General features: G+C 66.6%; 18 protein-coding genes. 11 read left to right on the top strand and 7 right to left on the bottom strand.

Annotated elements, in window-relative coordinates; all coding sequences use genetic code 11:
* Together AC1DEY_RS19315 and AC1DEY_RS19310 are read left to right on the top strand one after the other, a co-directional pair.
* On the top strand, positions 1-715 hold a 715-nt coding region (locus tag AC1DEY_RS19315), incomplete at its 5' end, for a zinc-binding dehydrogenase (RefSeq protein WP_476869375.1).
* Positions 712-1,257, top strand: coding sequence for a gluconokinase (locus AC1DEY_RS19310; RefSeq protein ID WP_476869374.1), 546 nt, complete (start codon positions 712-714; stop codon positions 1,255-1,257). The genes AC1DEY_RS19315 and AC1DEY_RS19310, both read left to right, overlap by 4 nt.
* Here AC1DEY_RS19310 and AC1DEY_RS19305 read toward each other — a convergent pair.
* From AC1DEY_RS19305 to AC1DEY_RS19295, 3 genes are all read right to left on the bottom strand, one after another.
* Positions 1,254-2,471 (bottom strand): NYN domain-containing protein, encoded by a 1,218-nt coding sequence (locus AC1DEY_RS19305; RefSeq protein ID WP_476869373.1) that lies wholly within the window; start codon positions 2,469-2,471, stop codon positions 1,254-1,256. The genes AC1DEY_RS19310 and AC1DEY_RS19305 overlap by 4 nt on opposite strands.
* A 228-nt stretch (positions 2,472-2,699) precedes the next feature.
* Positions 2,700-4,217 carry a cation:dicarboxylate symporter family transporter gene (locus tag AC1DEY_RS19300; RefSeq protein ID WP_476869372.1) on the bottom strand — a complete coding sequence of 506 codons (1,518 nt, stop codon included), beginning with the start codon at positions 4,215-4,217 and terminating at the stop codon, positions 2,700-2,702.
* Between the two features lie 298 nt (positions 4,218-4,515).
* Positions 4,516-5,475: an aldo/keto reductase gene (locus AC1DEY_RS19295; RefSeq protein WP_476869371.1), complete on the bottom strand. Its 960-nt coding sequence runs from the start codon at positions 5,473-5,475 to the stop codon at positions 4,516-4,518.
* 99 nt (positions 5,476-5,574) lie between these two features.
* On the opposite strand from AC1DEY_RS19295, the gene AC1DEY_RS19290 reads away from it, so the two are divergent.
* The 4 genes from AC1DEY_RS19290 (at position 5,575) to AC1DEY_RS19275 (ending at position 8,232) form a co-directional block, all read left to right on the top strand.
* Complete coding sequence (locus AC1DEY_RS19290) at positions 5,575-6,177, top strand: TetR family transcriptional regulator (RefSeq protein WP_476869370.1); 603 nt, start codon at positions 5,575-5,577, stop codon at positions 6,175-6,177.
* Positions 6,178-6,452: 275 nt separating this feature from the next.
* A complete protein-coding gene (locus AC1DEY_RS19285; RefSeq protein ID WP_441411253.1) occupies positions 6,453-7,265 on the top strand; it encodes an alpha/beta fold hydrolase in 813 nt (270 codons plus the stop codon).
* Entirely contained in the window at positions 7,262-7,432 is a 171-nt protein-coding gene (locus AC1DEY_RS19280; RefSeq protein WP_476869369.1) for a hypothetical protein, read from the top strand. Before AC1DEY_RS19285 ends, AC1DEY_RS19280 begins: the two co-directional genes overlap by 4 nt.
* Complete coding sequence (locus AC1DEY_RS19275) at positions 7,432-8,232, top strand: diguanylate cyclase (RefSeq protein ID WP_476869378.1); 801 nt, start codon at positions 7,432-7,434, stop codon at positions 8,230-8,232. Before AC1DEY_RS19280 ends, AC1DEY_RS19275 begins: the two co-directional genes overlap by 1 nt.
* A gap of 103 nt (positions 8,233-8,335) precedes the next feature.
* Here AC1DEY_RS19275 and AC1DEY_RS19270 read toward each other — a convergent pair whose 3' ends face one another.
* The 3 genes from AC1DEY_RS19270 to AC1DEY_RS19260 all read right to left on the bottom strand — a co-directional run bounded on the left by AC1DEY_RS19270 (position 8,336) and on the right by AC1DEY_RS19260 (position 11,414).
* Positions 8,336-8,539: a hypothetical protein gene (locus AC1DEY_RS19270; protein ID WP_390203813.1), complete on the bottom strand. Its 204-nt coding sequence runs from the start codon at positions 8,537-8,539 to the stop codon at positions 8,336-8,338.
* Positions 8,540-8,830: 291 nt separating this feature from the next.
* Positions 8,831-10,111: a cation:proton antiporter gene (locus tag AC1DEY_RS19265; RefSeq protein WP_476869368.1), complete on the bottom strand. Its 1,281-nt coding sequence runs from the start codon at positions 10,109-10,111 to the stop codon at positions 8,831-8,833.
* Positions 10,112-10,331: 220 nt separating this feature from the next.
* Positions 10,332-11,414 (bottom strand): LacI family DNA-binding transcriptional regulator, encoded by a 1,083-nt coding sequence (locus AC1DEY_RS19260; protein ID WP_476869367.1) that lies wholly within the window; start codon positions 11,412-11,414, stop codon positions 10,332-10,334.
* Between the two features lie 190 nt (positions 11,415-11,604).
* Between AC1DEY_RS19260 and AC1DEY_RS19255 the strand changes: the two genes are divergently transcribed.
* The 5 genes from AC1DEY_RS19255 (at position 11,605) to AC1DEY_RS19235 (ending at position 16,429) form a co-directional block, all read left to right on the top strand.
* Complete coding sequence (locus AC1DEY_RS19255) at positions 11,605-12,468, top strand: ABC transporter substrate-binding protein (RefSeq protein ID WP_476869366.1); 864 nt, start codon at positions 11,605-11,607, stop codon at positions 12,466-12,468.
* 138 nt (positions 12,469-12,606) lie between these two features.
* Complete coding sequence (locus AC1DEY_RS19250) at positions 12,607-13,395, top strand: amino acid ABC transporter permease (protein ID WP_476869365.1); 789 nt, start codon at positions 12,607-12,609, stop codon at positions 13,393-13,395.
* Complete coding sequence (locus tag AC1DEY_RS19245) at positions 13,392-14,171, top strand: amino acid ABC transporter ATP-binding protein (RefSeq protein ID WP_476869364.1); 780 nt, start codon at positions 13,392-13,394, stop codon at positions 14,169-14,171. Before AC1DEY_RS19250 ends, AC1DEY_RS19245 begins: the two co-directional genes overlap by 4 nt.
* A complete protein-coding gene (locus AC1DEY_RS19240; RefSeq protein ID WP_476869363.1) occupies positions 14,171-15,226 on the top strand; it encodes a Gfo/Idh/MocA family protein in 1,056 nt (351 codons plus the stop codon). Before AC1DEY_RS19245 ends, AC1DEY_RS19240 begins: the two co-directional genes overlap by 1 nt.
* An 81-nt stretch (positions 15,227-15,307) precedes the next feature.
* Positions 15,308-16,429, top strand: coding sequence for an NAD(P)/FAD-dependent oxidoreductase (locus tag AC1DEY_RS19235; RefSeq protein WP_476869362.1), 1,122 nt, complete (start codon positions 15,308-15,310; stop codon positions 16,427-16,429).
* A 91-nt stretch (positions 16,430-16,520) separates the two neighbouring features.
* Here AC1DEY_RS19235 and AC1DEY_RS19230 read toward each other — a convergent pair whose 3' ends face one another.
* On the bottom strand, positions 16,521-18,197 hold the full coding sequence (locus AC1DEY_RS19230; protein WP_476869361.1) for a PucR family transcriptional regulator: 1,677 nt from the start codon (positions 18,195-18,197) through the stop codon (positions 16,521-16,523).
* Positions 18,198-18,218: the final 21 nt, after the last annotated feature.

Raw genomic sequence — 18,218 nt, 5'->3', positions numbered from 1 at the left:
CTGCACCTACCTGGGCAGCGCGGCCCGGTTCCCGCACACCGACGGCGCCTTCAGCCGGTACGTGAACCTGCCGGCGCGGATGCTCCGGGCGCTGCCCGCGGGCCTTGACCTGCGGACCGCGGCGCTGATCGAGCCGGCGGCCGTCGCCTGGCACGCCGTCGCCCGCGCCGGGGACGTGGCCGGCAAGACCGCGCTGGTGATCGGCAGCGGCCCCATCGGGGCCCTGGCCGTGGCGGTCCTCAAGCGGGCCGGCGCCGGCCGGATCGTCGCCGTGGACATGCATGCCAGGCCGCTGGACATCGCCGCGGCCGTGGGAGCGGACGCCGTCCTCAAGGCGGACGACGCGGAGGCGATCGCCGCCGTCGAGGCCGACGTCGTGATCGAATCCTCCGGCAACCACCACGGCCTGGCCTCGGCCATCCGGGGTGCGACCCGCGGGGGCACCGTGGTGATGGTCGGCCTGCTGCCCACCGGCCCGCAGCCGGTCCTGATCTCCCTGGCCATCACCCGGGAACTCGAACTCAGGGGCTCCTTCCGCTTCAACGACGAAATCGATGACGTCATCGCCGCCCTCACCGACGGCTCCCTGCAGATCGAGCCCGTCATCACGCACGAGTTTCCCGTGGAACAGGCCCTGGAAGCCTTCGGCATGGCCCGCGACTCCGCCGAATCCGGGAAAGTACTCCTGAGCTTCGGGCCCGGGGAAGCATCATGACCACAATCCATCCGCCCTTCGTTGTCATGGGCGTCTCCGGCTGCGGAAAGTCAACCGTCGGTTCCCTGCTGGGGGAGCGGCTGGGCATCCCGTTCTTCGACGGCGACGACTTCCACCCGCCCGCCAACAAGGCAAAGATGGCCAGCGGCGTCCCGTTGGACGATGAGGACCGGGCTCCCTGGCTCGCCCAAATCGGTGCCGCGCTGGCGACTCCGGCCGACGAAACCGGCTCGCGGATCATCGCCTGCTCGGCGCTCAAGCGCCGGTACCGCGACCTGCTGCGCAGCTTGGCCCCGGACCTGGTGTTCATCCACCTCTCCGGTGAGGCAACAACCATTTCCGGCAGGATGGCCAGCCGGGCGCACGAGTACATGCCCAGCAGCCTGCTCGCCTCCCAGCTGGCCACGCTCGAACCTCTGGGCCCGGATGAGGCCCACATCGTTGCGGACATCCGCGACGATCCGGAAGCGCTGGTGGACGGAATCGTCCGGCAACTGGGGCTGCTCGCCGGCCGATCGGCCGCGGTGGGAACCGAGGCCTAAGGCACGGACCGGGAGTCGCCGGCGCCGGACTCCAGCAGGCCGCCGCCGGCCCAGCGCCTGAGCGCGAGCTTCTCGGCGTCGTCGAACTCCATGAGGGCCAGCCGACACAGCTCCTCGACATTTCTGGTCCACGCGGCGGCGAGTTCCCTGGCCGTCATCTCGTCGGAGAGCGAACCGCCGGCATACACCACGCCCTGGATCACGAAGTTGACCGCAGAGCGGGACACCGGCTGCCCGGCCGCAACACAGTCGTCCCGGACGGAGCGGGCCAGTTCGCCGCGGTTGGCCACGTGCTCGCGCAGCTTCGCCTCCAGCGACAGGAAAACCTGCCCGAACTGTTCGGCGGACAGCGCCGGTACGTCAGTGACACGGGTGACCTGCTCCTCGATGGCAGGCCGGCCCTCGGATGCCAGCGAGGACAGCTCCGGGGAGAACCGCTTCGAGTCCCACACCCAGCCAGGCGACGGCGTGGACGAGTACTCAACACCCTGGCCGATCTGCGCGATCCAGGCCCCGAACTTCCCGTGCCCGCCCCAATCGGTCTTCAGCGACGGGTCCGCGGTCAGGGCCCGGTGTGCCGCGACTGCACCTGTGACGGGGCCGGGCGCGGCCTGTACCAGGGCCCTGACCTCGTCGGCGGCCGTCGTCGCGGAGCCGGGAGCGCCCGGCGCCGTGCGGAGTGGGGCGCCGAGGCCGGCAGTGGGCACCATGCGGGGAATGCCTGCGGAGGTCCCGTTGAGGATTGCCACGAAGTCGTGGGACTCCACCACGCTGTCGGCCATTTCCCGGTACGCGAACGCCACGGCGCCGGCGGCGATCACCGTCGTCATGCGGTCCGCCGCCCGGAACCGCTGGACCAGCGACGTGAAGTCCGCATCCGCCGACGCGACGAAGAATTCCTCAACATGGGCCGCGCCGGACAGGGCATCCATGGCGTCCAGCACCAGGTTGATGTCGGTGCTGGACTTGCCCCGCTGCGTCAGGGACGGGCAGTCGATCACGCGGAAGCCCGCACGCGTCCAGTAGGGCCGGTACTTGGAGTAGATCACCGGGTTCAGGTAGCAGTTGCGGATCAAAAAACGCCGGGATTCCTCGCCCGCGCCGCCGTCGGCCAACGCCTCCGTCCAATGCTTGGGATCCTCCGCGAACCTCTTGGCGGCCGCCGGGTCCAAGGCCATCAGGCCGGTATAGACGTTGTCGAAATCCACGAACATCGCGGCGCGGATGCCGGGCGGGGATCGGTCATCGGCTCAGTGTGCCAGCAAGAGACGGGACSTACCAGATGTGTCCTTCACCGGGTGCCGTTGTGTCGGGTGCCGTTGTTGCCCGCGTCCAGGCCCCCGGGCTCTCACATCCACCAGACGCAAGGGCAGGTGCCGGGGGCCCCACGCGCAGGTCCCCGCCCCGGCGGGACCGGGACGGGGACCTGGGTGAGGCTGCAGCTATTCGTTGATGATGGCCGGGCTGTGCTCCGCCGCCGGTCCGGCCTGGCCGGTACCGGGTGAGCGCCTGCTCATCTGGAACTCAGGGATGTCATCGGGTGCCGGACTGCCGCGGAACTTCGGTGAGGGCTGCCCGCCCTCAGTGATCCGCTTGAGTTCCTGGTCCTCGAAGTCATCCTCCACCCCGAGCATGATGGCGGAATCGTGGTTGGTGATCTCGCCCCGGAAGGCGCGGACCATGACGTCGCGGTCGAACTGGCCTTCCCATTTGGAGACCACGAAGGTGGCCACGCAGTTGCCCAGCAGGTTCACCACAACGCGCATGGAGTCCATGAGGCGGTCGGCACCGAGCAGGAGCGCGACGCCTGCAACCGGGAAGATGCCCAGGGCTGCTGCCGTGGCGGACAGTGCGAGGAATGAGGAACCCGGCACACCGGCCATGCCCTTGGACGTCAACAGCAACACACCCAGTGCCGCGAGCTGCTGCCCCAGGTCGAGGTGATGTCCGAAAGCCTGGGCCAGGAACAGCAACGAGATCGAAAGATAGATCGCGGCGCCGTCGAGGTTGAAGGAGTAGCCCGTGGGGACCACCAGCCCGGTGGTGGCGCGGGAGCAGCCTGCATTGGTCAGTTTGGTCATGATGCGCGGCATCACGGCCTCGGTGGAGGCGGTGCCCAGGGCCAGCAGGAATTCTTCGCGGGTGTATCTCAGGAAGTGCCACAACGGGACCCGGGCGAACCCCCAGRCCAGGAGGAACAGGAATCCGATGAAGATGACGGCGGCGCCGTAGCAGGCGGCGATCAGCTTGGCGTAGGTGCCCAGGGTTCCGAGCCCGTACTGGCCGATGATAAACGCCATGGCGCCGAACGCGCCGATCGGTGCGACCTTCATGATCCACGACATGATCTTGAAGATCAGTTCAAGAACAGTCTCCATGAGGCTGATGACCGGCATGCAGCGTTCGCGGCCAATGACGACGATCGCCGCACCGAAGAACACCGAGAAAAACAGGACCTGAAGCAGGCTGTTGCTCGCGAAGGCTCCGACAACACTGACGGGAATAATGTCCAGGATGAAGGCCGCCGCGTCCTTCGGCGGGGTGGTGCCGGTCTTGGCGTTGAGGGCTTCCTGGGACAGCGTGCTGGGATCGATATTCAGGCCCGCACCGGGCTGGACGATGTTGCCGACGATGAGGCCGAAAACCAGGGCAAACAGCGTGGCTGCCGTGAAGTACAGAAGGGCCTTGACTCCTACCCTTCCGACCGCTTTGACGTCGCCTACGGCCGAAATTCCGGTGACGATCACCAGGAAGATCAGCGGCGCGATGATCATTTTGATGAGCTGGATGAATCCGTCACCGAGTGGCCTCAGCTGGGAACCGAGGTCCGGCCAGAAATGGCCTATGAGCACTCCTGCCACGACGGCGATCAGAATTTGGAAGAAGAGCGACCTATACAGGGGCTTCTTCTTCGACGGCGCCGAACTCGCCTTCAGCGCCGCAGAGTCTGGGATCTTCATTGATCTGTACCTATCAATCGGGAACAGCTCCGGAAATCGGAGTCTGTTTCCAAAGTAACGCCGCTCACATTTTTCCACAAGAGGAAAATGCAATTTCACAATGTGGAATTGCAAGAGCGGATTACCGACTGCCGTCCGCCCTGCGACTGCAAAATCAAGGGTTTCCGCGCCAAAAGGAGGGGCTGCCCTGCGCCCACGGGTATCCGCCCGGCCGCTCTTTCGGGCAGAAATCCCGCGAGCGGGCGCTTTGTGACTCCCCGGCCTGCCCTCCCTTGTCGCATTCCTGCCGAACGCGGGTCTATTCCCAGACGGGGGTGTTTCTGGCATAGCGGGCGCCGAACCCGCCGGTGGGCAGGATCTCGGCAATGCGGGCTAGGTCCGCCGCGGTCAGGGCGAAGTCGGCGGCACCGACGTTCTCTGCGACTCGCTGCGGGCTGCGGGTTCCGGGGATGGGGACGATGTCCTTCCCCTGCGCGAGCAGCCATGCGAGGGCCAGTTGGGCGACGGTGCCGCCCTTGGACTCGGCCAGTTCGATCAGCAGCCGTGTCGCTTCGACGTTCTTCTCGAAGTTGCCCGGTTGCCAGCGAGGATCCGTGCGGCGCATGTCGGTCTCGTCATACTCGCCGGCGGGCTTGGCTGTGCCGGTGAGGAAGCCGCGGCCGAGCGGCGAGTACGGCACGAAACCGATGCCCAGCTCGGCCAGGGTGGGGAAGATCGTCTCGACGTCGCGTTCGAACAGCGAGTACTCCGTCTGCAGTACCGAGACCGGCTGGACGGCATGGGCGCGGCGGATCGTGTTCGGGCCGGCTTCGCTGAGGCCGAAGTACTTCACCGTGCCGGCGTCAATGAACTCCTTGACGGTGCCGGCGACGTCCTCGATCGGCACGTTCGGGTCGACGCGGTGCTGGTAGAGCACGTCGATGTGGTCCACGCCCAGGTAGCGCAGGCTGTTCTCGACAACCTCGCGGATATGTTCGGGGCGGCTGTCCAGGCTGTAGTCCCGGGTGAATCCGAACTTCGTCGCGATCACGATGTCGTCGCGGAAACCCTTCACGGCCCGTCCCACGATCTTCTCGTTCTCGCCCCAGCCGTAGAGCTCGGCAGTGTCGAAGAACGTCACACCCAGGTCGCGCGCCGTCTGGATGGCCGCAATCCCCTCCTGTTCATCACCCGGCCCGTAGGCGAGGGAGATGCCCATGGCGCCGTAACCGAGCGCCGACGTCTCAAGGCCCTGCTGGCCCAAGGTTCGCTTCTGCATGTCTGCATTCCTTCCATCGATGTTTAGTCAGCATACGCCCTCTCTGTCAGTAACTGACAAGTTATGCCGACGCTGTCGGATTTGCTCTAAGGTGAAAGGGTGACAAATGTGAAGAGTGAGGCGAAATCCGGGCTCCGCGACCTGACGCGCGCATCAGTGCGGGCCCACGTGGCCGAGCAGGCGCTGCAAATGTTCGACGAGAACGGATTCGACGCAACCACAGTGGATGACATAGCAGGGGCGCTCGGCATATCCGCCCGAAGCTTTTTCCGTTATTTCCCCGCGAAGGAAGACGTGGTTATTGGCGACCCGGCGCCCATCGGCATGCGCGTCCGGGACGCCGCAATGGCAAGGCCGGCAGGCGAGCCGATTTGGACCGTCCTGCGCCGGGCGTTCGACCCCATCGAGATTGCGACTCCGGAGGAGGTCACCCGGGGCCTGCGAACCATGCGCGTCATGATGAGCACAGCCTCGCTCCGCGCCCGCAACCTGGAAAAGCACATTGCGTGGGCCGCCCTGCTGGAACCCGTCATCTTCGAACGGCTCGACGGGCCCGAGGACACCCGGCGGTTCCGCGCCCAGACACTGATCCATTCCGCGCTGTCCTGCTTGGACGTCGCCCTGGCTGAATGGACCCGTCGGGAAGCCGCCACCTCAGTCCAGGACCTGCTGGACGAGGCGTTCGCCACCCTCAACTGCTGACGTTCAAGAAAGTACTGTCGCCAACCAGGACCGACGCCCTTCTCGTCGGAAAATGCGACTGACCTGCGACGACGCATATCCCGGCCGGTGAGACGCCCGGACTAGGATGGATGCAAATTGTTGAAACACTCCCTTGTAAGGGGGGCCTTTCGCGGGACGGCGGCAGCAGGATGCGCCTGACGGATTTACCTGGGCCCGAGGCTCGGATTTGTAGTTCCACCGTCGGTCTCGATCGGTGGGTCTACGTGTCTGAATGGAAGGCGGGTTGCCCGTTTATGACTGGCGCAGCAGTGAGAAACAACGTGCAGATGTACGGGCCGGAAGAAGGCCCAGTCCTGTTGTTCGCCCACGGTTTTGGCACCGACCAGAGCATGTGGCACAAGATTCTGCCCTGGTTCACCGATCGCTACCGGGTGGTCCTGCTGGACCACGTCGGCTCCGGCGGCTCCGACCAGTCCGCCTACGATTCGGCCACGTATTCAGGCCTTGACGCCTACGTTGATGACCTGATGGAGGTCTGCGCCGAACTCGATCTGGAGGACGTGACCCTCGTCGGCCACAGCGTCGGATCCATGATGGCCGTCAGTGCGGCCGCCCGGGACGAAGGGCGCCGGTTCGCCCGCCTGGTCCTGGTCACGGCGTCGCCAAGCTATCTCGACCACCCCGAGGACGGCTACGCGGGAGGGTTCACCCGGCGGGACATTGAGGACGTCTTCGAATCCCTGGACGCCAACTATGTTGTCTGGGCCGAGTCGATGGCCCCGGTCTACATGAACACTCCGCACGCGCCGGAACTGGACCACGAAATCCAGGGCAGCTTCGGACGGATCAGCCCCAGGGTTGCCCGCGACTTTGCCCGCGTTGCGTTCCTGTCCGATGTCCGGCACCTGCTCGGCGAGGTCACCATCCCCGTGCTGGTCCTGCAGAGCACGGACGACGTCGTCACGCCGGACCACGTCGGCACCTACCTGCACAATGCGCTCGCCAACAGCACCCTGGTGCGGCTCGCCGCCACCGGCCACTTCCCGCAAAGCAGCGCGCCGGAGGAAACGTCCGCCGCCATCCTCGAATACCTGAAGCCGGCATGACCCAGATGGCCACGGCGGCTATCGATTACGGCCAGCTCTTCCACCAGGCACCTGCCGGCTACATCGTGTCCGGCGCCGACGGCACCATCCTGGCCGCAACGCGACCATGTGCGCGTGGGCCGGGGTCCCTGCGGGCGGTCTGGACGGAACCCGGCTGTTGGACCTGATGCCGGCCGGGGACAGGCTGATGTACCGGACGCATGCCGGGCCGAAGCTGGAACGCGACGGCCATCTCGGCGAACTGTCGATCGAGCTGTTAGGACCGGACGGGGAGCGCAGGCCGGTCCTGCTGTCGATAACCCGGACCGTGGACGGGACGGAACCGAAAGACCTGATGGTCTTTTTCGCTGCCCCCGAGCGGCGGCGATACGAGCGCGAGCTGGCCAGCGCGCACCGGAAACTTCAGGACGCCGAGGCGGACCGCGCAAAGCTCTTGCAGGAGGCTCGCCATCGGGCGCTCCATGACCCGCTGACAGGGCTGCCGAACCGGCGGCACTTGGAGGAAGACCTGCTCAGGGCGCTGGCCCGCGCCGGTGAAGAACGGCACCGCGTCGGTGTGCTGTTTTGCGATGTCAACAAGTTCAAGCAGGTGAACGATACCCTGGGCCACGCGGCCGGAGACCAGGTCCTGGAACACGTGGCCCGTATGCTGTCCGGGGCCGTGCGCGGGGCAGACACCGTCACGCGCTACAGCGGAGACGAGTTCGTTGTCCTGATCCCCCGGCTGGAACACCCCGGAGAGCTCCAGACGGTTGCCGGCCGTGTCCGGGGCTGCCTGGCAGGCGCGGTCCCCATCGCGGGGAGTGAACTCCGGCTGGGCATGTCCGTTGGCCAGGCTGATACCGCAGTCCGGGCCGCCGCCGGTCCGGCAGAGCACAAGGAACTGGCCAAGGCCCTGCTTTTGGCCGCCGATCTGGACATGTACCGGGTCAAGACCGAAATGAGCGGCACCGCAACTGCCGGCTGATCTCCGCCGGTTGATCTTTGCCGGCTGATCTCCGCCGGCTGATAGTGGGACCGGAGGCAACGACGACGGCGGGAGGAGGCTCCCGCCGTCGTCGTTGTGGTTGCTAGGAGGAAACTGCCTCGAGGTTCGCTGCACCGTGGTTCAGGCTCAACGTGAAGGTGCCAGGTCCGCTGGCGTGGACCGCGATGTTGTTCTTGGAGGTGTTGTGGCGCTCGGAGAGCTCGTGCACCAGGGCGTCGAGCTCGTGGTGCATGGTGGAGCGGTCCCAGAGCTTGTGGGTTACAGAGGTGGCAGTTTCAAACGTCATTGTTCAGTGCTTCCATTCATGAATCCGGATGTCCGGCTGCCGCACCGATGCGGAGCCGCCGTGGGGCCAAACCAGGAACGCCTGAGACCTTGGGCAGCTCTGCGAGCTCACCGGTTTGGCCTCATTGCGTCCACCAGGATGGGTGCCCCGGGTTCACTGCGGACGCGGGGCGTCGGAGGGAACGTCGGGGCTGCGTCGGCGGGAAATCACGTTCCCCGCGTTGCCTTTCCATAGTGCACAGCGCCGAGCGGGCGGCTCAAGCCAGATGGCGAAAATTGTGCGTGAGACTCATCACAGGCCCTGGGGCGGAGTGGGTGTGTGCTTGCGGCTCAGGCCCCGTGCGGGAGCGGGAGTGACCGGCACTGGCCCGCCAGGCTCCGGTCCGGCTGCGGCGGCGGCCCGTCCGTAGCGTGCGGCCAGCGGCGCGGCGCTGATGCCATGGGCCAGGACGCTGAGCAGCACAGTGGCCGCAATGACGGCGACGGCCTCATCGGCAATGGATCCAAGGGCTTCCAGCGCCAGCAGCGCGAACACGAGTGACGCCAGGCCGCGCGGACCGAACCACCCGACGAACAGGACGGTGGACCGGCCGAGGCCGGCGCCAATCAGGGCCAGGGCCACCGGCGCCATGCGCACCAGCGTGAGGCTGAGCACAGCATACGCGATGGTCAGGGGGACGGAGTGCGCCACCATGATCGGAATGGTGATGGCTCCGAAGGCAAGCCACACCAGCAGCGACACCAGGCCGCCCATCTGCTCGACGAAGACCAGCTCGGCCGGGGCCCGTTGGCCGGCGCATGTGCCGAACGCCAGTCCGCCGCAGAACGCGGCGACGAATCCGTTGCCGCCCACGGCGAGGGCGGCGCTGTAGGCGAGCAGGCTCAGGGCCAGGACCCCGATGCCGGCGAAGTCCTCCGCGCCTGTTCCACGCCGGCGGGCCAGTTGCAGCAGCCACCCGCCTCCGGCGCCGATCAGTGCGCCGACGCCGGCGCCGAGCAGCAGTTCGACGAGCGCACTGCCGGGGCCGGCGGCGCTCTCCAGGCCCGCCGCGGCAGCCGCACCGGCGATCGCGAGCATGACCACCGGGGTGGCGATGCCGTCGTTGAGGCCGCTCTCGACCGTGATCAGCTGCCGGATCCGCGACGGCACCGCCGGATTCGTCACCACGGGGATTCCGAGTGCGGCGTCCGTTGGGGCCAGGGCGGCGCCGACCAGGAGGGCCAGCCAGAACCCGAAGTGGGGAAAGAACCAGGCGGCCAGGGCCCAGCCGAGCACAATCGTCAGGGGCAGGCCGATTCCCAGCAGCCGCATGTAGCGGCCCACGTCGCGGCGCAATTGCTGCAGCGGCAGGCGGGCGGCATCGGAGAAGAGCACCCACACCAGGGTGATCTCGACAACCGGGGTGATACCCGCCGGGGGCGAGGACCCGTCGATCAGCCCGAACCAGGCCATGGCCGCGCCGAGGGCGGTGAACACGATTGGTGCGGTCAGATCCGCCTGCTGCAGCCGCACCGAGACCAGCGCCCACGCGAACAGGGCGGCGGTGATGAGGACGACGACGGTCAGCTCCATGACGGATCTATGCCCGCTTCCGCCGGACCCGGGCGAGGGTTGTCCGATTCCGGCAGCCGGACCAGTCCGCCCACAGGGACCACGCTCCCTCCGCCGCATGTTTGCGCTAGACCTACGGTCCACTCAAGCCTTCGACACGGCTCCGCGCCAGAGAACTAAGCCCTGTCCTGTGGCCCGGGCCTGCATGCTGGGGAGGCTCGCAGGGCCACCCGCGGGCGGCTCAGTCGCCGGCCCTGACCGCCCGTGGGACCGCTACCGAGCCGCGGCGGATCAGTTCGGCCGTGAACGTCGGCGTGGCCGCAGGTGCCTTGCGGCCCTCGATCTGCCGGATCAGGGCCGACGCAGCCGCCACGCCCATGTCATACACGGGCTGCGCGATGACCGTGAGCGGGGGAGTGGTCAGGCGCGTCCAGGGGAAGTCGTCATACATGAGGAAAGAAACATCATCAGGAATCGACAGGCCGAGCTCGTGGATCGCCTCGACGACGCTGAGTCCGATCAGCCCGTCGGAGGCGATGATCGCCGTCGCCCGGTCCGGACGCTGCACCAGCTCGCGAGCGATTTTCTTGATCGACTCGTCGTCGCCGGCGTTGAGGCGGATCAGGTCGACGGGCAGGTCCAACCCCGCCTCGTCGAACGCTCGCGTCATACCCGCGAGCCGGTCCGATATCTGCGACGAGTCCAGCTCCATGCCGTCGTTGTACGGCCCGGCTGTCTTGAGAGTGGAGACGAAGGCGATCCTCCGGTGGCCGGACGCGATCAGGTAGCTCGTGGATTCGTGCGAGATGTCCTCCATGTCGACGGCCACGGTGTCGACGTCGAGCCCCGGGGCCTTGCGGTCCAGAAGTACCAGCGGGCGGGCGGAATCGTGAACACGCCGTAAATGTTGCGTTTCCACCGATGACGCCGGTGCCACGATCAGGCCGTCCACGCGCTTGTCCAGGAGCACCCGCACGGCGTCGATTTCCGCCTCGGTGTCCTCATCTGTGTTGATCAGGATGACGTGATAACCACTGCGCTTGGCGGTGTCCGTGATGCCCCGCGTGGCGAGGCCAAAATGTGGGTTTTCGATGTCCCCGACCACCACCCCGATGGTGTGCGACTTTCCCGTGTTCATGCTGCGGGCGAGCTCGTTGGGGCGGTATTCCAGCTCTTCGGCAGCGGCCAGCACACGCTCACGCACGTCGTCGCTTACGGCACCATAGTTGCCCAGGGCGCGGGCGGCCTGGGCCTTGGAAACCTTGGCGGCTCGAGCGACGTCGGCGACAGTAACATCGCGGCGCCGGGAAGCATCACTATTCATTACGGCCTTTCGTAGTGGACCCCTTGACGCCCCATGTGGCTTCGATTACATTTCTAGCAATCGATGTGAGTCCGGTCTCAATCCTAGGGACTGAGACCGGACTCAGCAAGACCTCGCATCGACAGTCCCGCACTGCGGGGGCTCACCACCCGCCTAGCCCGCCCGTCACTCCCACGATTGGAAATAAGCTGTGAACACAGGAAAGAAATTGCGCCCGGGGGTGCTCGTCGCCGCCGCTGTTGCCGCGGTCCTGGCACTGTCCGGCTGCGGAGGATCCCCCTCCGCCCAGTCCGCCCCGGCGGACAACCCCTACGGCCTGATTGAGGCCGGCACCATTCGGGTAGMCAGCCTGGGTGACTCAAAGCCCTACACCTTCGCCGACGCCCAGGGTAACTTCACCGGCTTCGACGTCGAACTCTTCAAAGACGTCGCCCACCGCGCCGGAGTGGACAAGGTTGTCTTCACAGGACAGGACTTCTCCGGGCTGCTCGCGGCCGTCTCCAACGGCCAATTCGACGCCGGTGTCGCAGCGATCGGCATCACCGACAAGCGCAAGCAGACCGTCGACTTCTCTGATGGCTACCTGGCCGGCTACCTGACCGTCATCACCACGAAAACTTCAGGCATCACCGGCGCCGACGGCCTCGCTGGAAAGCGCCTCGGCGTCGTGCAGGGAACGCTGCAGGAGGCATACGCCGTCAAGAACTTCACGTCCGCGAACCTGGTGCGTTTCCCGGACAACAACACCGCAATCTCCGCGGTGAACAGCGGATCCGTTGACGCGCACTTCCTGGACTACGAGGCCGCCAAGGCCTACCAGGAACAGTACGGACTGGTCAGCGCCGCTGACATCCCGTCCTTCGACGCTCCCGCCGGCTTCGCCGTGGCCAAGGGCAAAACCGCCTTCAAGGACGCCCTCAACAAGGGGCTGGCAGCAGCCATGGAAGACGGCACGTGGAAGAAGCTCTACGAGAAGTGGTTCCCGGGCTCGCCGATGCCCGAGCAGTACCTGCCGAAGGCCGAGCAGACGGCAACGCCTACGCCCAGCAAATAGACGGCCCACACAAGTAAACGCCCGATACACACCGCAAGGCACACACGCCCGGCACCTGACCAGGCCACCGCCTGACCGGGCGGGCCGCATTCCGCGGCCCGCCCGGGATCCACAAGCTACCTACGTCTGAGAGTAACCATGGACTGGTTAAGCACCATCACCCGCACCTTCTTCGACTTCGGCGCAATGGCCGAGGTCATGCCCCAACTGCTGGGGGTCGGCCTCCTCAACACGCTCATCATTTCCATTGCAGCAACGATTATCGGCGTAGTCCTCGGCATGATCGTCGCGGTCATGGGGATCTCCCCCTCCAGATGGCTCCGGGTCCCGGCCCGGATCTACACAGACCTCTTCCGCGGGCTCCCGGCCATCCTGACCATCCTGCTGATCGGTCAGGGATTCGCCCGCTTCAGCCAGTCCATCTTCGGCCCCTCGCCCTACCCGCTGGGGATCATTGCGCTGAGCCTGATTGCCAGCGCCTACATCGGCGAAATCTTCCGCGCAGGCATCCAGAGCGTGGACAAGGGCCAGGGCGAGGCGTGCCGCGCGCTGGGCATGAGCTACGCAAAATCCATGGCCCTGGTGGTCGTCCCGCAAGGCGTCCGCCGGGTCCTGCCGGCGCTGGTGAACCAGTTCATCGCGATCGTCAAAGACTCCTCGCTGGTCTACTTCCTGGGCCTGCTGGTCAGCGAACGGGAACTCTTCCGGGTTGGCCAGGACGCCGCGGTACTCTCCGGCAACCTCTCGCCCCTGGTCATGGCCGGCATCTTCTACCTGGTGATCACGGTTCCCCTGACCCACCTGGTCAACTACTTCGACAACCGCTTCCGGACCGGCCGGCGACGTCCCGCCGCTCCCAGCAGCGGGCTGAAAGAAGTCAAAGAACTCGACGCGGCCTCGCCGCTGACCACCGGGAGCAACACGTGAACCTCGCAAGCACCAACACTAAAAGCACAGTCCCGGACATCGAGACCTTCCACGGGTCCAGCCTGGAACTGAACAACCTGACCATGGCCTACGGCGACATCGACGTGCTCCGCAACGTCAGTCTCACTGTCGCCCCGGGCACCACCACCTGCATTATCGGGCCTTCCGGCTCCGGCAAGTCCACACTTCTTCGCGGGGTAAACCGCCTGCACGAGCCCAAGAGCGGGGACGTGCTCCTCGCCGGCGAGAGTGCCCTGGAGGTCAAACCGGATGTCCTGCGCAGCCGCATCGGCATGGTCTTCCAGCACTTCAACCTCTTTCCGGACCATACTGCCCTCGAGAACGTGGCCTTGGCTCTTTGGAGCGTCAAGGGGATGTCCAAGGCCGAGGCCCGGGAACGCGCCCGCCGCCGCCTCGCTGAGGTTGGCCTCGCTGAGCGTGCCGACCACCGGCCGCGAGACCTCTCCGGGGGACAGCAGCAGCGCGTCGCCATCGCCCGGGCGCTGGCCATGGAACCAGAGGTCATGCTCTTCGACGAGGCCACCAGCGCGCTGGACCCGGAGTTGGTCAAGGGCGTCCTGAACCTCATGGCAGGCCTGAGCCGCCGCGGCATGACCATGCTGGTGGTCACGCACGAGATGGGCTTCGCCCGCAAGGTCGCCGATCAGGTGGTCTTCATGGACGAAGGCGAGGTTGTCGAGTCCGGCACGCCGGCCGACCTCTTCGACAACCCCCAAAGCGAACGCCTCCAGCGCTTCCTCTCGGAAGTGCTGTGATGGGGACTCTGAAAGGAGATAGTGCAGCGGCACCCATCCGCACAGCCGTCGTCGGCTTCGGCATTTCGGGCAAGGTGTTCCACTCACCGCTGATCTCGGCGCAGCCCGGCTACTCGCTGGACGTCATCGTCACGGCAGATCCGCACCGCGCCGCCGAGGCGGTGCGGCGCTACCCGCACGCCCGGGTCGTCCCGACCCCGGAGGCCATGTTCGCCTTGGCCGGAGAGCTGGATCTCGTGGTCCTCGGCACGCCCCCGCTTACGCACTTCGATCTCGCCGCGACGGCCATCGCCCACGGCCTGCACGTGGTGGTGGATAAACCGTTCGTCACGACGTCGGCCCACGGCAAAGAGCTCATGTCCCGGGCGTCCGACGCCGGCGTGCAGCTCACGGTTTTCCAGAACCGCCGATGGGACGCGGACTTCCTGACGCTCCAAAAGCTCATCACGGACGGGGCGCTGCGTGAGGTCCGCACCTTCGAATCCCGCTTTGAGTGGTGGCGGCCGGAGGGCTTCGGGAACTGGCGCGACACCGCCGCGGTCTCCGCGGGCGGCGGAATCCTCAACGACCTTGGCGCCCATCTGATCGACCAGGCCATCCAGCTCTTCGGCCCGGTGGCGGCAAGCTACGGAGAGACCGCCAACCACGGTCCGGACCCGGACGGAGCCGACACCGAGGCCTTCGTGTCACTGCGCCATGAATCCGGGGTCCGGTCCCGGCTGTGGATGAACGGCATGGCGGCCCAGGTCGGTCCGCGTTTCCACGTCCTGGGCTCCGCAGCCGGCTACACGAAGTGGGGCCTGGACAGCCAGGAGCCGGCCCTCGCCGCCGGCATGACGCCGTCGGACCCCGCTTACGGAACCGACCCCCAAACTCATTGGGGGACCTTGGGTGTCGACGGAGACCTGCAGCCAATCGCGCCGGAACCCGGCGCCTATCCCGCGTTTTACACCCGGCTCGCGGCAGCCCTCCGGGGCCAAGGCCCGCTCCCGGTCGACCCCGCAGAATCACTTGAAGTCCTGACGGTCATCGAAAAAATCCACGCCCTGGCATAGCCGCACAGCGCTCCTTCAGCGCCCCGGCGCCCAGCCCGGCGCGCGCCCCGAAGCATCCACCACGAAAGATTAGGCAGATCCATGTCCTCCACCGCCTCAACCAAACGCGTCGCCATCATCGGCGGCGGCATCCTCGGAGTCTCCACAGCCGTCCACCTGCTCCGCGCAGGCGCCTCGGTGGTCCTCCTGACCGAGCGCGGCCTGGCCAGCGAGGCCAGCGGCCGCTCGCTGTCGTGGCTGAATTCCGCCGGAGAACGCTCCACCCCCTACCACCAACTCCGGGTTGCCGGCGTGGACCGCTACCGTACGCTCTTTGCCGCTGACCCCGCCCGGGAATGGCTGCAGTTCGGCGGCGGCCTCATGTGGAACCCGGCCGGACGGCGGGAAGTCACTGCAGCCCGCCACGGCTACGAGAAATCCATCGGCTACGACTCCAAGCTCCTGGCGCCCGAAGAGATTTCCTCAGCCGCTCCCGGCATCGACCCGGACGCCGTGCCGGAGAACGCCATCTTCAACCCCGGCGAGGGCTGGGTCAGCCTGCCCGACCTCGTGGACTTCCTGATGGAGGAATTCCACGCGTTGGGTGGCGAACTGGCGCTCAACGCCGGCAAGGCGTCCGTCACGGTCGACAGCGGCCGGGCTACCGGCGTCGAGACGGCCACCGGCGAAACGTATGGCGCGGACGCGGTCCTGGTCGCGTGCGGCGCCGCAACGCCCGCCGTCGTCGCGCCCCTCGGCGTCAAGATCCCCAACGCGTCGCCGGTCTCCATGCTGGTGCTGACCAAACCTGTGGAACACGAGCTGAAGGCCGTGCTGAACACCCCGCGGGCCGCCGTCCGGCCCAACCCCGGGAACACGCTCGCCCTGGACCACGACTGGTACGAGGAGCACATCACCGAACACGCCGACGGCTCGTTCGGCATCCCCGACGATGTGGTCCAGGAACTCGCCGGTGAAGCATCCAAGCTCCTCGCCGGATGCCCCGAGCTCAAGCCGGCCTCCTGGAAGATCGGCTACAAGCCCATCCCGGGCGACGGTGAGCCGGTCCTCGGCGAACTCGGCCAGCTGCGCGGCTGCTTCGTGGCCTTCACCCACTCGGGAGCCACGCTGGGCCTCATCGCGGGCGAACTTCTCGCGGGCGAGATCATGACCGGCGCCAAGCACCCGATGCTGGCCACCTTCCGGCCGGGACGCTTCTCGTAGTCAGCATCACTGCCAGAGCGAAAGCAGGCAGGATCCGGCGCCCGCTGGGTCCTGCCTGCTCGTGGTTCTGGCGATTTCTTACCCCTTGAAACTACGGCGCCGCCGGTGCAGCCGTAGGAGCCAGATCCATGGTTGTCAGGCGCAGCCAGAGCCAGAGGCGTTGCTGCGGGTCGTCCAGGTCCAGGTCAAAGTCCTTGGCCAGGCGTCCCACGCGGTAGCGGACGGTGTTGTTGTGCACGTGCAGGCGTGCCGCCATGGCGGAGATGTTTCCGTTCGAGGTCAGGTAGGCGCGGAGGGTCTCCAGATAGTCCGTTTGCTGGTCGGCGTCGTGGGCCTGGATTTTCGTGATCTCGTCGAGGTCCGCAAGCCCGTTGTCGGCGATGAAAGCGCCGACTTTCAAAAGGCTCAGCGGAATCCGGTGGTCCTCGAACAGGCCGGCAGCGGAGGCTCCTGCGCCGCTGCCGCCCGGCGTTGCAGGATGCCGATGGACCAGATATTGCTGCGTTTGCAGTGCTTCAGACCTGGATCGAGGCAGGTCCCCGAGCTTGGGCGCAATGCCTCCCACTGCGGCGATGATCGGGTAGGAGCTAATCGTGTGTGCGTACGCCGCGATCTCCTGGGCCACGCGCCGGTGCGCCATCCTCGGGCTGGTTCCCCCGCAGGGCAGGAGGGCATAGACAACCGAGCCGATGAGGGCACTGTGGCTCGCGCTGAACTGAATGTTGCACACCGTCGTGACCAGGTGCAGCAGCCGATGAATTTCGCGCACCGATTCGAGGCCGCCGGATTCGGGGCGGTTGATGGAAAAAGCCGCGACCGCCAGTCCCGGTCCCGCATCGAGCCCCAGCTGGGCGGCGGCAAAGGACGCGTGGACGGTGTCGTCCAAAAGCGTGCGGATCAGATCCCCATTGCGGCGTTCGCCAAAATCGGATGCCGAACGGGCATGGAGCATGTGCAGCCCTGCCAGTGGCGCCATCCTGGTGAGCGCCTCCAGGGAAGCCGCCCGTTTGCTCTCGCCGGGGTCGAGGATCCAGATCGAACCAAGCAGTTCACCGCCGGCCCGCACGGCAAGTGCCAACCTGGCCATCTCGCCGTCTGCCTCCGGGATCAGCACCGCGCCCGGGGACGCGTAGACGATCTTGAAATCGGCATCGAAGGCCGGCGGCTTGATTTCCTGCAGGGAGAGTGTGGTGACGCGGCGCAATTCGTCGATGGGCTGGCCCGGCAGGGTCGAATAGCCCAGCACCCGTCCCAGCGGGTCAACGATGCTGGCGGCGCCGCTGGTGATGGATGCGGCGGCGTTGGCGAACGCGTAGAGATCCCCGAGCCGGACCCCCGAGACGGAGTCCACGGCGGCCCCCATGACCGATGCCCTGGCCAGTGCCACGAGCCGCGTCCAATCCGCGGTGTCAGGTGCGACGAGGACCGCGAGGCTGTGGCGGACCGCGGCGGATCGCAGCTGCTCCAGGGACGCCCCATGGGCCTTGACGATCACGGCGGCCGCGTTGCTGTTCGACGCCCGGTGCAGCAGCTGGTCAAAATCCGGCGAACCGCAGCTTAGCCCGACGGCCAGGATGATCCGGTCCTCGATGCTCGTCCATTCGTCCATGGGGTCATACATCAGGACGTCCGAGACGGGATGCGCGAGGTTGTCCGGGGCGGGATTGGCATGCACCAGGCCGGCCTGCATGAGCTGGATGCAGTCCGACAACCTGACCAGCGCGGCATTCTGGTCGAGCTCAACAACAGGCTGTTCTTGCGGGTCCATATATGGAAGATATCACAGGCA

The sequence above is a fragment of the Arthrobacter sp. 05T47 genome (genome assembly GCF_056395825.1).
Note: the sequence above shows the minus strand (reverse complement) of the source record. Positions and strands in the feature narration are given on the sequence as shown.